Source organism: Burkholderia pseudomultivorans (assembly GCF_001718415.1).
Taxonomy (GTDB): Bacteria; Pseudomonadota; Gammaproteobacteria; order Burkholderiales; family Burkholderiaceae; genus Burkholderia; species Burkholderia pseudomultivorans_A.
Genome location: NZ_CP013378.1, coordinates 3,799,542 through 3,813,471 on the forward strand (window position 1 = coordinate 3,799,542; position 13,930 = coordinate 3,813,471).

Annotated in this window: 14 protein-coding genes; 7 read left to right on the top strand and 7 right to left on the bottom strand. The window is 65.4% G+C overall.

Going from position 1 to position 13,930, the window contains the following annotated elements; genetic code table 11:
- Positions 1-36: 36 nt before the first annotated feature.
- Positions 37-768 (top strand): MotA/TolQ/ExbB proton channel family protein, encoded by a 732-nt coding sequence (locus WS57_RS29835; RefSeq protein ID WP_009695524.1) that lies wholly within the window; start codon positions 37-39, stop codon positions 766-768.
- Between the two features lie 14 nt (positions 769-782).
- Complete coding sequence (locus WS57_RS29840; RefSeq protein WP_009695525.1) at positions 783-1,211, top strand: ExbD/TolR family protein; 429 nt, start codon at positions 783-785, stop codon at positions 1,209-1,211.
- A 400-nt stretch (positions 1,212-1,611) separates the two neighbouring features.
- Here the strand turns inward: WS57_RS29840 and WS57_RS29845 are convergent, their stop codons facing one another.
- Complete coding sequence (locus tag WS57_RS29845) at positions 1,612-2,586, bottom strand: LysR family transcriptional regulator (RefSeq protein ID WP_009695526.1); 975 nt, start codon at positions 2,584-2,586, stop codon at positions 1,612-1,614.
- Positions 2,587-2,707: 121 nt separating this feature from the next.
- On the opposite strand from WS57_RS29845, the gene WS57_RS29850 reads away from it, so the two are divergent.
- The 3 genes from WS57_RS29850 (at position 2,708) to hemP (ending at position 4,544) form a co-directional block, all read left to right on the top strand.
- On the top strand, positions 2,708-3,580 hold the full coding sequence (locus WS57_RS29850; protein WP_009695527.1) for a pirin family protein: 873 nt from the start codon (positions 2,708-2,710) through the stop codon (positions 3,578-3,580).
- A gap of 99 nt (positions 3,581-3,679) precedes the next feature.
- Positions 3,680-4,162, top strand: a complete 483-nt coding sequence (locus tag WS57_RS29855; RefSeq protein ID WP_009695528.1) for an SRPBCC family protein — start codon at positions 3,680-3,682, stop codon at positions 4,160-4,162.
- A 136-nt stretch (positions 4,163-4,298) separates the two neighbouring features.
- Positions 4,299-4,544 carry a hemin uptake protein HemP gene (gene hemP / locus WS57_RS29860; protein WP_009695529.1) on the top strand — a complete coding sequence of 82 codons (246 nt, stop codon included), beginning with the start codon at positions 4,299-4,301 and terminating at the stop codon, positions 4,542-4,544.
- Between the two features lie 239 nt (positions 4,545-4,783).
- Here the strand turns inward: hemP and WS57_RS29865 are convergent, their stop codons facing one another.
- The 5 genes from WS57_RS29865 to uvrB all read right to left on the bottom strand — a co-directional run bounded on the left by WS57_RS29865 (position 4,784) and on the right by uvrB (position 10,329).
- A complete protein-coding gene (locus tag WS57_RS29865) occupies positions 4,784-6,181 on the bottom strand; it encodes a 4Fe-4S binding protein (RefSeq protein ID WP_009695530.1) in 1,398 nt (465 codons plus the stop codon).
- On the bottom strand, positions 6,178-7,020 hold the full coding sequence (locus WS57_RS29870; RefSeq protein WP_009695531.1) for an FTR1 family iron permease: 843 nt from the start codon (positions 7,018-7,020) through the stop codon (positions 6,178-6,180). The genes WS57_RS29865 and WS57_RS29870 overlap by 4 nt, the downstream gene beginning before the upstream one ends.
- A gap of 58 nt (positions 7,021-7,078) precedes the next feature.
- Entirely contained in the window at positions 7,079-7,411 is a 333-nt protein-coding gene (locus WS57_RS29875; RefSeq protein WP_040127834.1) for a cupredoxin domain-containing protein, read from the bottom strand.
- A 56-nt stretch (positions 7,412-7,467) separates the two neighbouring features.
- Positions 7,468-8,019, bottom strand: a complete 552-nt coding sequence (locus WS57_RS29880; protein ID WP_009695533.1) for an iron transporter — start codon at positions 8,017-8,019, stop codon at positions 7,468-7,470.
- Positions 8,020-8,238: 219 nt separating this feature from the next.
- A complete protein-coding gene (gene uvrB, locus WS57_RS29885; protein WP_040127836.1) occupies positions 8,239-10,329 on the bottom strand; it encodes an excinuclease ABC subunit UvrB in 2,091 nt (696 codons plus the stop codon).
- Between the two features lie 238 nt (positions 10,330-10,567).
- On the opposite strand from uvrB, the gene WS57_RS29890 reads away from it, so the two are divergent.
- Complete coding sequence (locus tag WS57_RS29890; RefSeq protein WP_009695535.1) at positions 10,568-11,767, top strand: amino acid aminotransferase; 1,200 nt, start codon at positions 10,568-10,570, stop codon at positions 11,765-11,767.
- Positions 11,768-11,898: 131 nt separating this feature from the next.
- Here WS57_RS29890 and WS57_RS29895 read toward each other — a convergent pair whose 3' ends face one another.
- Positions 11,899-12,687 (bottom strand): 3-hydroxybutyrate dehydrogenase, encoded by a 789-nt coding sequence (locus tag WS57_RS29895; protein WP_069245233.1) that lies wholly within the window; start codon positions 12,685-12,687, stop codon positions 11,899-11,901.
- A gap of 164 nt (positions 12,688-12,851) precedes the next feature.
- Between WS57_RS29895 and WS57_RS29900 the strand changes: the two genes are divergently transcribed.
- Positions 12,852-13,823, top strand: a complete 972-nt coding sequence (locus WS57_RS29900; RefSeq protein WP_009687222.1) for a potassium channel beta subunit family protein — start codon at positions 12,852-12,854, stop codon at positions 13,821-13,823.
- The last annotated feature ends 107 nt before the right edge of the window (positions 13,824-13,930 follow it).

Here is a 13,930-nt window from a genome sequence, read left to right on the forward strand (position 1 = left end):
CCCGCCTTATCCGGAAAAGATTCAAAGGAAACAAAAATGCAAAGCTACGGTATCGCGCACGTCTGGGCGCAAGGTGATTTCGTCACGCGCGCCATTGCGATCACGCTGCTCGTGATGTCGGTCCTGTCGTGGATCGTGATCATCGTCAAGGGCTGGAACGTGGTTCGCCTGAACCGCCTGACGAAGAACGCCGAACAGGCGTTCTGGCATTCGGACGACTTCGACGACGGCGTGAAGAAGCTCGGGCTCGCCACGTCGACGCCGAGCGACAACCCGTTCCTCGCGCTCGCGCTGTCGGGCAAGGAAGCGGCCGATCACCACCACCAGACGCAGCCGCACCTGCACGATCGCATGGACGTATCGGACTGGGTCACGCGCTGCCTGAAGGACACCATGGACGAAGGCATCGCGCGCATGCAAAGCGGCCTCGCGATCCTCGCATCGATCGGCAGTACCGCGCCGTTCGTCGGCCTGTTCGGTACGGTCTGGGGGATCTACCACGCGCTGCTCGCGATCGGCATGAGCGGCCAGACCTCGATCGACCAGGTCGCCGGCCCGGTCGGCGAATCGCTGATCATGACGGCCTTCGGCCTGTTCGTCGCAATCCCGGCCGTGCTCGGCTACAACGCGCTGACGCGCGCAAACAAGGGCGTCGTCAGCAAGCTGCGCCGCTTCGCGCATGGTCTGCACGCGTATTTCGTGACGGGCGAGCGCCTCGCGTCGTCGTCGGACCGCAACGGCCTGCGTCTCGCGACGCGCGCCAGCTGAAGCGGGGGTGAGCGATGGCGATGAACACCGGTTTCAGCGACGATGACGACGATGGCGTGATGAGCGAGATCAACATGACGCCGCTCGTCGACGTCATGCTCGTACTCCTGATCATTTTCCTCGTGACGATTCCGGCAATGCAGCATGCTGTGAAGATCGACCTGCCGCATGCCAGCAGCCAGCCGGTCGACGAAAAGCCGCAGACCGTCGACGTCGCGATCCAGGGCGACGGCACGATCCTGTGGGACGACCACACGGTCACGCGCGAGCAGTTGCAGGCCCGCATCGCGGAAGCGGCGCAGCATCAGCCGCAGCCCGAGCTGCACCTGCGCGCGGATCGCAAGGTGGCCTACGAACGCGTGGCCGAAGTGATGTCGGATGCCCAGGCCGGCGGCCTGACGAAGCTCGGCTTCGTGACGGAGCCGACGGCGAAAGCGAAGTAATGCGCGCGCCAAAGCGTTGCCGGTCGTAATCGACGGTGGCGCTTGAAGGGCCGGCCGCGGCCCACCACCGAAGCACACAAAGTAAAAGGCCTTCATCGCCAGATGAAGGCCTTTTTTCATGCGCACGCGGGCGCCTTCGGGCGGCGGGCTCTTCGGCGGTATCGGTTGCGCCTCGAGCAACGCAAATGCGACTTGCCGTGGTCTGCACGGACTTGCGCGTTCTGCCCTATCTGGCTCGCAACATATGCGGCCACCTGATTCCGCTCAGAACTTCCTTCGCGAAATGGGATTTCAATATAGGCCTGCCCGCGCGCGCATTCAAGCCCCCCGCGATTGAAACTTGCGATTGCAGGCGACGCTTCAATGACAAAACAAATCTGCCGCGTCGCGCACGCCGCATTCAGGTCGCCGAAACATCGGCCGTCGCGTCCTTCTTCGCCCGCTCGGGACAGCCGGGCTGCTTGTATTCGCCGTGATCGAGCTTCTCGACCAGATAGTCGACGAACGCGCGCACCGCGGGCGGCATGCCCTGCCGCGACACGAACACCGCATACAGCTGCGGCACCGGCAGCGTCCAGCCGGGCATCACCGGCGAGAGCTGCCCGGCGCGCAACGCGTTGCCGTACATCATCTCGGGCAGCGCGGCGATGCCGAGACCGTCGAGCGCGGCCTCGCGTATCGTCATCAGGTCCGCCGTCACGAGCCGCGGGTCGTGCTCGTGCACGTGGCGCGTTCCGTCCGGCGCGATCAGGTTGAACACGTGCCGCCCGTCGACGCTCGGCGTATCGAGCGTTTCGAAATGCGCGAGATCGTCCGGCACGAGCGGCGGCGCGTTCTGGTTCAGCAGGCTCGGCGCCCCGACCAGCATCTGCTCGGTGCGCCACAGCGGCCGCACGACGATGTTCGCGTTCTGCGGCGGCTCCGAGCGCACGCGCAGCGCGACGTCGATCGAATCCTCGAACAGGTCGATCACGCGATTCGTCACACGGATGTGCACCTTCACCTCGGGATACCGATGCAGGAATTCCGGCAGGATGCGCGACAGCATCGTCTGCGACAGCGTGACCGGCACGCTGACGCGCACCGAACCGCGCGGCGACGCACGCAGTTGCTGCACCGCGTTCATCGCGGCCTGCGCTTCGGCCAGCATCGCCTGGCAGTGCTGGTAGAACAGCTCGCCCGCCTCGGTCAGCGCGAGCTTGCGGGTCGAGCGCTGCAGCAGGCGCACGCCGAGCGCGGCCTCGAGCTCGGTCAGGCGCCGCGACAGGCGCGACTTCGAGATACCCAGCACGCGCTCCGCCGCCGAGAACCCGCCGTGCTCGACGACCTGCGAGAAGTACATCAGGTCGTTCAGGTTGTGTGCATCGATATTCATGTCATCGTTCCAATTTCAGAACAATCCATTGCGAACTGCTGCCAATTTAACGACAAATCGCCCAATATAATAGCCCTATGTTTCAAAAATGATGCTATTCCGCTGAATCGAGGGCTTCCGCATGACGATCGCTCGCTCGCTTGACCGTACCTATCCCGCGCTTCGCACGACCGAAGGCGGCGGCTTCGTGGTTCACCGCCCGTTCCCGACCCGGCTCCTGATGGATTTCGATCCGTTCCTGCTGCTCGACGAAATGGGCCCCGTCGATTACGCGCCCGGCGAGGCCAAAGGCGCGCCCGACCATCCGCACCGCGGCTTCGAGACCGTCACCTACGTGCTCGACGGCCGCTTCCGCCATCGCGATTCGGCCGGCCATGCGGGCACGCTCGGCCCGGGCGACGTCCAGTGGATGACGGCCGGCGCCGGCGTCGTGCACAGCGAGATGCCGGACCCGGCGTTCGCCGAGGCCGGCGGCCGCTCGCACGGCTTCCAGCTGTGGGTCAACCTGCCGCGCCGCGACAAGCTGATCGCGCCGCGCTACCAGGAGATATCGGCGGCGCGTATTCCGCGCGCGACCTCGCCGGACGGCCGCGCACACGTGCGCGTGATCGCGGGCGAGGCATTCGGCGTCGACGCGGCGATCGAGACGCGCACGCCGATCCTCTATCTGCATTTCACGCTGGAACCGGGCGCCACGGTCACGCAGCCGGTTCCGGCCGGCTATCGCGTGTTCGCCTACCCGCTCGACGGCACGGGCCTCTACGGGCCCGACAGGCAGGCGGTCGAGGCCCGCAACATGGTCGTCTATGGCGATGACGGCGACGCGGTCACGTTCGCGGCCGGCGACACCGCGCTCGATCTGCTGCTGATCGGCGGCGTGCCGCTGAACGAGCCGATCGTCCGCTACGGGCCGTTCGTGATGAATACCGAGGAAGAGATCCGGCAGGCCGTCGTCGACTACCAGACCGGCCGCATGGGGCGCATCGACGCGTGATGCACGAGCGGGGACGCAGGTGCCGCGAAGCGGCGGATTTTGCGTCACAATGACTCCTTGAACCACGTGGCCGTGCGCCACCAGAAGGAACCCGTCCCCTTGAACTTCGAACACCTGATCCAGATCAACGCCGACGATCCGGCCGTGCCGTCCCTGACCCGCGAGCAACTGTGGGAAGGCCTCGTGCTGCGCGCGGAACAGCCGCAATTGTTCGTGATCGGCCTCGACAGCTGCGTCGTGCACGAACGGACGGCGACGACGCTCGAACGCGAACTGCACTACGGCCACGCCACCGTGCGCGACCGCGTGACGTTCACGCCGAACCACCAGGTCCGCTACGACATCCACGCAGCCGATGGCGAAATCGGCGGCTCGCTGACGATGACGATCGAGGAACGCGACGATCAGCAGCTGTTCCTGCGTTTCGAATACCGCACGACGCTGACCGTCACGGACGACAGCGAGGAAGCGCGGCAGACGCACGGGATCGTCAAGGAAGCGTATCGCACGTCCGATATCGACACGGTCCGCCTGATCCGCGAATACGCGCAGGGCCGCAGGGATCCCGATCCGCTGCACTGATGCCGGCGGCGGCCTGCGGGCCGCCATTTGATCAGACTATCAAGCTTGCCGATTCGATCGATAAAGAGTTTTTGTAAATGGGAATAGTTATCATTTAGAATTCATTCCATCGTATCGACAGTCACCGATCAACCGAATGACCGACACCATGCGCCCGACCACGCTGACCTTGCGCCGCACGACCGGCACCGCAAGCAGCAGCCGTCAGAAGACGGCAGCGGTTACGACGCCGGCGAAACCGGCCGGAAACCGCGATGCAGGCACACGGGTCGTCAGCAGCGATGCGCTGCTGCAAGGCCACAGCCACATCAGCATCGCGCACAACGGGGAAACCTATCAGTTGCGCGCCACGCGGCTCGGCAAGCTGATCCTGACGAAGTAGTACAGCGTATTGTGGGGACCACCTCCCTGAGAGGTGTTGGGCAGTAGCCAGCGCAACGGCTTGCACGCGAGATCTAGACCCCTTCGTGCAAACACACTCAAGCAGCCGTTGCAGCAAGCCAAGCCACTTTTTTGGTTCTCACCCATGAAGAAAAAAAGCGACACGCCGAAAGACGTGTCGCTTTTTGTTTGGCCGGTTGAAGAACCGAAGCGTTCGGCATGCTGCCTGTCGGATGCCGGTCAGAAACCCCAGAACATCAACCACCACGCGCTGTCGATAACGGCCAGTGCCGCCGCGAACCACGCGAATGCCATCAGCCGGCGCGGCCACGCCGCATAGCGCGCCGTCACCTTCCATGCGAGCCACGCGCTCCATGCGTTTGCGCCGACCAGGATCGCGATGCGCACGTCCGTCGCCCAGCCGAGCGGCACATGCTCGGCGCGCAGCAGCGACAGCGTCGTCGCGGACAAGCCGAGGAACACGCCCGCGCCCGCGATCGGAATCAGCGCCTGCGCGAGATGATGCAGGCGCACGCGGTCGAAGCGGCCGAGCATCAGCGTCGCGCCGGCCAGCAGCACCAGCAGCGCCGTGCCGTACACGAGCCCCGTGCCGACGATGTAGCTGACGATCAGCCCGCCGTCGAGCCACGAGAACACGTCGTTGCGGTCCGGATAGTGCGTGAGCAGGAACCACGGCGCGTTGGTCTCGAGCGGCCACGTGATGTCGCGATCGATCAGCCAGCCCGCGAGCCATTGCTTGATCTGCACGAACCACGGGCTGACGGTCCAGTGGAATGCGCCGATCGCGACGCCGAGCAGCCCGTACAGGATCAGCGCGGTATCCCACGGGTTCGCCTGCTGCGCGCCAAGATTCACGACCTCGTCGGACGGCGAGCGCCACGACAGCGCGATCGCGTCGCGATGCCCGGCGCAGCGGCCGCACATATGGCAGGCAGCGGCGCCCTTCATGTTGCGCAGCGGCACGAGCGGCGCGCAGTTGATCGGAATCACGCGATGCCCGTGCTCGCCGTTCTTGTACGAGCGGCGCCAGGCCTCTTCATCGACCTTGTAGCGCATCGGCGCGAGCCGCGCGAGCAGCCCGAACACGCCATTGACCGGGCACAGATACTTGCACCACACGCGCTTCTCGCGGCCGTACAGCAGGCCGATCACGATCGCCGCGGCGGTCGAGCCGCCGAGCACGAGCAGCACCGCGAGCGGGTACTGATAGACGCTGACCATCTGCCCGTAGATCGTCGTGATCCCGAACGCGACGAACGGCCAGCCGCCCCATCGCATCCAGCGCGGAATCGCGCGACCGCGGCCGAAGGTGCTCGCGAACTCGGCGAGCGCTCCCTCCGGACACAGCACGCCGCACCAGACGCGGCCGAGCATCACCATCGACAGCAGGACGAACGGCCACCAGATGCCCCAGAACACGAACTCCGCGGCGAGCGTGAGATTGCTCCACAGATGCGCGGAGTCGTCCGGCAGCGGCATCACGGCCGGCACGATGATCAGGAACGCATAGACGGCCACGACCACCCACTGGATGCCGCGAATCAGCGCGCCGTGGCGCTGCATCCACTGGCCGGCCTGCGCAAGCCGGCCCGGCTTGGCTGCTGCGACGACGCTCATGCCGCGCGGCCCGCTGCGACGGCCGGACGACGGCTCGCGCGCTTCATCAGCAGCCAGACGACCGCCCAGTACAGCGCGTATGCGATCAGGTTGGTCAGCGCCGGATGCGCGCGATAGCCGGTCAGCGTCGCGACGAGCGAGCCGAACGTGCCGGAGTCGTCGAGAATCGACGACGTATCCCACACCTGCGAGATGCCGAGCGGCAGGATTTCCTTGTCGATCAGCTTGTCGACACCGGTCTGGAACAGGCCCGCGCCGAGGAACAGCAGCATCACTTCGGTGACGCGGAAGAAGTGCCGCCACGAGAAGTACTTGCCGCCGAGCTGCAGCAGGTAGAACGTCAGGAACGCGAGACCGAGGCCGATCACGACCGCGAGCATCTGGCTGCCGTCGACATGACCCGACTGGCCGAACCCGAGGCCGTACAGGAAGATCACCGTCTCGCTGCCCTCGCGAGCGATCGCGAGCGCGACCAGCACCGCGACGCCCCACCAGTTCGAATCGCGCGTGCTCTGCTGCAACGACTGCTCCATGTCGCGCTTCAGCGTGCGGCCGTGCCGGCGCATCCACAGCACCATCTGCACGATCAGCACGCACGCGATCAGCACCATCGCGGTCTGGAAGTAGTCCTGCGCATCGCCGGACAATACTTCGGTGAAGCCGACGAGCGCGGCGCCGAGGCCGACGGCCATCAGCAGGCCGACGACGACGCCGGTCCACAGGAACGGCAGGCCGCGGCGCGCATCGTCGTCGCCGTTCTTCAGCCATGCATAAAGGATGCCGACGACGAGCAGCGCTTCGACGCTCTCCCGCCAGACGATGAACAAGATCTGACCCATCGATACCTCCTGACGTGCAAGGCGGCGCACCCGCGCACCTGCACGCAGATAAAACGCGTTACTTCGCGACGATCACGCCCTGCGCCTGCTGGTGGAAATCGTCGAAAAACTTGTACTCACCCGGCGACAGCGGCGCGACGACCACGAACGAATCGGCGCCCGGCGCGAGCACCTTCTCCTTGCGCAGCTGCACGCTCTCGAATTCGGCGGCGCCCTTGCCGGTATTCCTGATTTCGATCTTGAAGCGCTGGCCGGCCGGCACCTCGATGCGCGCCGGATTCAGCTTGCCGTCCGCCATCTCGAGCTTGAACGTCGGCAGGTCGGCGGCATACGCTGCGCCGGCGAGCCACAGTGCGGCGGTCGCGGCGACGATTTTCTGGGGAAATTTCATTCTGGGTTCTCTACGCCGACGGCGCACCCGAGGTGCGCCGTCCGTGATGCTGCCGATCAATACCCGCCCTTCTTGCCGATGCCGGCGAACGGGAAATCGTATTCGAGGGTGATGGGCTTGAACCACGGGCCCACGCCCGTTTCCTTGTCGACGTGACGGCCGAACGCCATGTGGCCCGACTGCATCGGCGGCTTCACGGTCATCGTCAGGTGGTACTTGCCCGGGCCGTTCAGCTTCACGTTGTCGCCGTAGTGCGGGCCGTCGCTCGCGACCATTGCCATCAGGTCGCCTTCGGCCTTCCACTTCGTGTCGCCCTGCTTCGTCAGCTTGTACGTGACCTGCAGGTACGGCATCCAGTCGCCTTCGGCAAAACCGGTCGGATTGTTCTTGACCGCGTGGATGTCGGCCTCGAGGTGGATGTCGGAATCCGACGCCTTGCGCATCATCCCTTCCGGGTCCATCGTGATCGGCTGAAGGTACACCGCGCCGATCTCCATGCCGCCCTGGATCTGCTGCTTGCCGATCGGATACTCGGCAGCCGAGGCCGACATGGCGGCAAACGCCGCCGCCACCGCAACCGACGTGCGGATGAACGAAGAACCCAACATGGACACTCCTTGTTTTTTATCGGTTGATACGCGGAACGCCCCGCAGGGCGGCCCGCTGGAAACACTAACGCAACCAAGAACGTTAATGCGAACTATTCTCAATAATTGCGGAGTGTAGCACCGAACCCGTTCCGGAACAAACCCGAGGCTGCCTAAACCCCTGATCCGAAAAGGCTTACAGGTTTGTTACCGTCCGGTTTCGGTGACGCATGGAAAGATTTACCGGCCGCCGCTCACGTGATCGCCGACATTCGCGCCGAACACACGCTCGCGCAGCAGCGCGAGCTGGTCGCGGGTCGCCGCGGCCTTCTCGAACTCGAGGTTCTTCGCGTAATCGGCCATCTGCTTTTCGAGGCGCTTGATTTCCTTCGCGAGCTGCTTCTCCGACATGTCTTCGAATTTCGCGCGCTGCTGCGCCTCCTTCAGCTCCGCGCGCGCTTCGTCGGCGTTGTACACGCCGTCGATGATGTCCTTGATGCGCTTGACGACGCCGCGCGGCGTGATGCCCATCTGCTCGTTGTACGCGATCTGCTTCGCGCGGCGCCGCTCGGTCTCGCCGATCGCGCGCTTCATCGAGTCGGTCATGTTGTCGGCATAGAGAATCGCCTTGCCGTTCACGTTGCGCGCCGCGCGGCCGATCGTCTGGATCAGCGAGCGCTCGGCGCGCAGGAAGCCCTCCTTGTCCGCGTCGAGGATCGCGACGAGCGACACCTCCGGAATGTCGAGACCCTCGCGCAGCAGGTTGATCCCGACCAGCACGTCGAACGTGCCGAGCCGCAGGTCGCGGATGATCTCGACGCGCTCGACCGTGTCGATGTCGCTGTGCAGGTAGCGCACCTTGACGCCGTGGTCGGCAAGGAATTCGGTCAGCTGCTCGGCCATCCGCTTGGTCAGCACGGTGATCAGCACGCGCTCGCCGGCCTTCACGCGCGCGTTGATCTCGGCCAGCACGTCGTCGACCTGCGAGCTCGCCGGGCGCACTTCGATTTCCGGATCGACGAGGCCGGTCGGCCGCACGACCTGCTCGGCGACCTGCCCTGTCACGCGCTGCTCGTAATCGGCCGGCGTGGCCGACACGAACACCACCTGGCGCATCTTGCGCTCGAATTCATGGAACTTGAGCGGCCGGTTGTCGAGCGCCGACGGCAGCCGGAACCCGTAGTTGACGAGATTCTCCTTGCGCGCGCGGTCGCCGTTGTACATCCCGTTCAACTGGCCGATCAGCACGTGCGATTCGTCGAGCAGCATCAGCGCATCGGGCGGCAGATAGTCGACCAGCGTCGGCGGCGGCTCGCCGGGCGCCGCGCCCGAGAAATGCCGCGAATAGTTCTCGATGCCCTTGCAGAAGCCGAGCTCTTGCAGCATCTCGAGATCGAAGCGGGTGCGCTGCTCGAGGCGCTGCGCCTCGACCAGCTTGCCGTCGCGATGGAAGAACTCGAGCCGCTCGCGCAGCTCCTCCTTGATCGTCTCGACCGCGCGCATCACGGTGTCGCGCGGCGTCACGTAGTGCGACGACGGATAGACGGTGAAGCGCGGGATCTTCTGCCGCACGCGGCCGGTCAGCGGGTCGAACAGCTGCAGCGTGTCGACCTCGTCGTCGAACAGCTCGACGCGCACGGCCATCTCCGCGTGTTCGGCCGGGAAGATGTCGATCGTGTCGCCGCGCACGCGGAACGTGCCGCGCTGGAAATCCTGTTCGTTGCGCGTGTACTGCATCGCGATCAGCCGCGCGATCACTTCGCGCTGGCCCAGCTTGTCGCCGGTGCGCAGCGTCAGGATCATCTGGTGGTATTCGGACGGATTGCCGATACCGTAGATCGCGGACACCGTCGCGACGATCACCACGTCGCGGCGCTCCATCAGACTCTTGGTCGCCGACAGCCGCATCTGCTCGATATGCTCGTTGATCGACGAGTCCTTCTCGATGAACAGGTCGCGCTGCGGCACATACGCCTCAGGCTGGTAGTAGTCGTAGTACGACACGAAGTACTCGACCGCGTTGCGTGGAAAGAACTCGCGGAACTCCGCGTAGAGCTGCGCGGCGAGCGTCTTGTTCGGCGCGAACACGATCGCCGGGCGGCCGAGCCGCGCGATCGTGTTCGCCATCGTGAAGGTCTTGCCCGAGCCCGTCACGCCGAGCAGCGTCTGGAACGCGAGGCCGTCCTCGACGCCTTCGACGAGCGTGTCGATCGCGGTCGGCTGGTCGCCGGCGGGGGGATACGGTTGATAGAGCTGGAACGGCGAGCCTTCGAAAGTCACGAATTTCGATTCGTCGAGCGCGTCGCCGACTTCGGCATGATGTTCTGACATGGAGTGCAGCCGCAGCGTAGGCAAAAAAACTATTCTAGCGCTTCGCGGCCGGTCGAACTGCTGTCGGCTCCTGCCGCGCGGCCGGGGCCCGAAATCGTGATTGTGCGCGTCGCGCCTGCGTGAATTCGCTACAATGTCAGGCTGCTGCGCTTTCCGGTGTCGTGGCTGTCCGCGCGCTCCGCTGCGCCCGCCCCGCCGGTTGAAAGCCTGACCCTCTTTTCACTACTGCCGAATCATCATGTCGCTCTTCTCCGCTGTCCAGCTTGCTCCCCGCGACCCGATCCTGGGCCTGAACGAAGCCTTCAACGCCGATACGCGTCCGACCAAGGTCAACCTCGGCGTCGGCGTGTACACGAACGAGGACGGCAAGATTCCGCTGCTGCGCGCGGTTCGCGACGCGGAGAAGGCTCGCGTCGACGCCGGCCTGCCGCGCGGCTACCTGCCGATCGACGGGATCGCCGCGTACGACGCGGCCGTGCAGAAGCTGCTGCTCGGCAACGATTCGCCGCTGATCGCGGCGGGTCGCGTGGTCACGGCGCAGGCACTGGGCGGCACCGGCGCGCTGAAGATCGGCGCGGATTTCCTGCGCACCGTGAACCCGAACGCGAAGGTCGCGATCAGCGATCCGAGCTGGGAAAACCACCGCGCGCTGTTCGAAGCGGCCGGTTTCGAGGTCGTCGCGTATCCGTACTACGACGCGGCCACCAACGGCGTGAACTTCGAAGGCATGCTGTCGGCGCTGAACGGCTACGCGGCCGGCACGATCGTCGTGCTGCACGCGTGCTGCCACAACCCGACCGGCGTGGACCTGACCGAAGCGCAATGGCAGCAGGTCGTCGACGTCGTCAAGGCGCGCAACCTCGTGCCGTTCCTCGACATCGCGTACCAGGGCTTCGGCGAGAGCATCGAGGCCGATGCAGCTGCCGTGCGCCTGTTTGCCGCGGCCGACCTGAGTGCATTCGTGTCGTCGTCGTTCTCGAAGTCGTTCTCGCTGTACGGCGAACGCGTCGGCGCGCTGTCGATCATCACGTCGAGCAAGGACGAAGCCGCTCGCGTGCTGTCGCAGCTGAAGCGCGTGATCCGCACGAACTACTCGAACCCGCCGACTCACGGCGGCGCGGTGGTCGCTGCGGTGCTCGCGTCGCCGGAACTGCACGCTGCATGGGTGCAGGAACTCGGCGAAATGCGCGATCGCATCCGCGCGATGCGCAACGGCCTCGTCGAGCGCCTGAAGGCGAGCGGCGTCGATCGCGACTTTAGCTTCATCAATGCGCAGCGCGGCATGTTCTCGTATTCGGGCCTGACCGCCGCGCAAGTCGACCGCCTGCGCGAAGAGTTCGGCATCTACGCCGTCGCCACGGGCCGGATCTGCGTCGCTGCGCTGAACACGCGCAACCTCGACGTCGTCGCCAACGCAGTCGCGACGGTGCTGAAGTAAATCATCGGCTCCAGCGGGCGCCGGCCGCGATCGGCCCCGCCCTGCCGAAATGGAAAACGCGCTCCACGGAGCGCGTTTTTTCATTTCCGTCGTCGTCGCAAGGCATGCGTGCCGCCCGCGACGCATCCGGCTTACTGCATGAACCAGCCGTGGCTGACGACCACCGACTGTCCGGTCAGCGCCGCGCTCGGGAATGCCGACAGGAACAGCACCGTCTGCGCGACGTCCTGCACCGTCGTGAACACGCCGTCGACCGTGTTGCCCAGCATCACCTTCTTGATCACTTCCTCTTCGCTGATGCCCAGTTCCTTCGCCTGCTCGGGAATCTGCTTGTCGACCAGCGGCGTGCGCACGAATCCCGGACACACGACGTGCGAGCGCACGTTGTGCTTCGCGCCTTCCTTCGCCAGCACGCGCGCCAAGCCCAGCAGGCCGTGCTTGGCCGTCACGTACGCCGACTTCAGCGGCGATGCTTCGTGCGAGTGCACCGAGCCCATGTAGATCACGACGCCGCCGCGATCGTCCTTGTACATGTGCTTGAGCGCGGCCTTCGTCGTCAGGAACGCGCCGTCGACGTGGATCGCCTGCATCTTCTTCCAGTCGGCGAACGAGTAGTTCTCGATCGGGTTGACGATCTGGATGCCCGCGTTCGACACGAGGATGTCGACCGAGCCGAAGGTGTCGGCCACCTTGTCGATGCCGCTGTTGACGGCTTCCTCGTTGGTCACGTCCATCGCCACGCCGATCGCCTTGCCGCCCGCCTTGACGATCTCGTCGGCAACGGCGTTCGCGCCGTCCTGGTTCAGGTCGGCGATCGCGACCGCCGCGCCCGCCTTCGCGAGTTCCAGCGCGATTTCCTTGCCGATGCCGCTCGCGGCGCCCGTGACGACTGCGGTCTTGCCGCTCAGATCTGCTGCCATGCCCGTCTCCTTCAGTGATCGGATCGATAAAGCACACGCCCGCCGCATCCGCATCCGTCACGCGGGCACGCCGGCGAACCAGCCGCTATTGTGCACGATCGCCCCTGCCGTTCGCGCGCAAAACGTCTAAGCTTAAGGTCGGCTTCGTCATGCAGGAGAGTCGCATGGACTATCGACGACTGGGCCGCTCCGGCCTGCAGATCAGCGCCCTTTCGCTCGGCTCGTGGGTCACGTACGGCAATCAGGTCGACCAGCGGCGCGCACGCGAATGTCTCGCCGCGGCGCGGGACGCAGGCGTCAATTTCTTCGACAACGCCGAGGTCTATGCGGGCGGCCAGTCCGAGGAGATCATGGGCCACGCGTTCAAGGCGCTCGGCTGGCCGCGCGTCAGCTACATCGTGTCGACGAAATTCTTCTGGGGCCTCGCGCAAGGGCCGAACCAGCACCACACGCTGAACCGCAAATACCTGCTGAACGCGATCGACGGTTCACTGCGCCGGCTTCAGCTCGACTACGTCGATCTCGTCTACTGCCATCGCCCCGATCCGCATACGCCGATCGACGAAACCGTGTGGGCCATGAGCGACATGATCACGCGCGGCAAGGCGCTGTACTGGGGCACGTCGGAATGGAGCGCCGACGAGATCCGCGCCGCGTACGAGATTGCCGAGCGCCATCACCTGCACCGGCCGGTCGTCGAGCAGCCGCAGTACAACCTGTTCCATCGCACGCGGGTCGAGCAGGAATATGCGCGGCTCTACGACGATTACGGCCTCGGCCTGACGACCTGGAGCCCGCTGGCGTCGGGCCTGCTCACCGGCAAATACCGGAACGGCGTGCCGCCGGGCAGCCGGGCGGAAGTACAGGGCTACGACTGGCTGCGCGAGCGCCTGACCGATCCCGGCAGCAACGCGGTGGTCGAACGGCTCGGCGAGATCGCGACCGAGCTCGGCTGCAGCACCGGCCAGCTCGCGATCGCATGGGTGCTCGCGAATCCGCGCGTGAGTTCGGTGATCACGGGCGCATCGCGAATCGAACAGATCGCCGACAACATGGCCGCGCTCGACGTCGCCGGGAAGCTGACGCCCGACGTGAAGCAACGGATCGAGACCGTGGTCGGCGACGCGTACGAGTAAGGCGATTCGCGGCCACTCGCGTACCACTCGCGTACAATACGCGGCCGCATCGGCGCTGCCCCGGGGGCCGCGCACGATCGATCGCTTACCGATTCACCCTCTGTTTC

Bases quoted from the DNA above. Each gene is read 5' to 3' on its own strand.
- WS57_RS29835 (WP_009695524.1), top strand. From the start codon at position 37: ATGCAAAGCTACGGTATCGCGCACGTCTGGGCGCAAGGTGATTTCGTC.
- WS57_RS29840 (WP_009695525.1), top strand. From the start codon at position 783: ATGGCGATGAACACCGGTTTCAGCGACGATGACGACGATGGCGTGATG.
- WS57_RS29845 (WP_009695526.1), bottom strand. From the start codon at position 2,586: ATGAATATCGATGCACACAACCTGAACGACCTGATGTACTTCTCGCAG.
- WS57_RS29850 (WP_009695527.1), top strand. From the start codon at position 2,708: ATGACGATCGCTCGCTCGCTTGACCGTACCTATCCCGCGCTTCGCACG.
- hemP (WP_009695529.1), top strand. From the start codon at position 4,299: ATGACCGACACCATGCGCCCGACCACGCTGACCTTGCGCCGCACGACC.
- WS57_RS29865 (WP_009695530.1), bottom strand. From the start codon at position 6,181: ATGAGCGTCGTCGCAGCAGCCAAGCCGGGCCGGCTTGCGCAGGCCGGC.
- WS57_RS29870 (WP_009695531.1), bottom strand. From the start codon at position 7,020: ATGGGTCAGATCTTGTTCATCGTCTGGCGGGAGAGCGTCGAAGCGCTG.
- WS57_RS29875 (WP_040127834.1), bottom strand. From the start codon at position 7,411: ATGAAATTTCCCCAGAAAATCGTCGCCGCGACCGCCGCACTGTGGCTC.
- WS57_RS29880 (WP_009695533.1), bottom strand. From the start codon at position 8,019: ATGTTGGGTTCTTCGTTCATCCGCACGTCGGTTGCGGTGGCGGCGGCG.
- uvrB (WP_040127836.1), bottom strand. From the start codon at position 10,329: ATGTCAGAACATCATGCCGAAGTCGGCGACGCGCTCGACGAATCGAAA.
- WS57_RS29890 (WP_009695535.1), top strand. From the start codon at position 10,568: ATGTCGCTCTTCTCCGCTGTCCAGCTTGCTCCCCGCGACCCGATCCTG.
- WS57_RS29895 (WP_069245233.1), bottom strand. From the start codon at position 12,687: ATGGCAGCAGATCTGAGCGGCAAGACCGCAGTCGTCACGGGCGCCGCG.
- WS57_RS29900 (WP_009687222.1), top strand. From the start codon at position 12,852: ATGGACTATCGACGACTGGGCCGCTCCGGCCTGCAGATCAGCGCCCTT.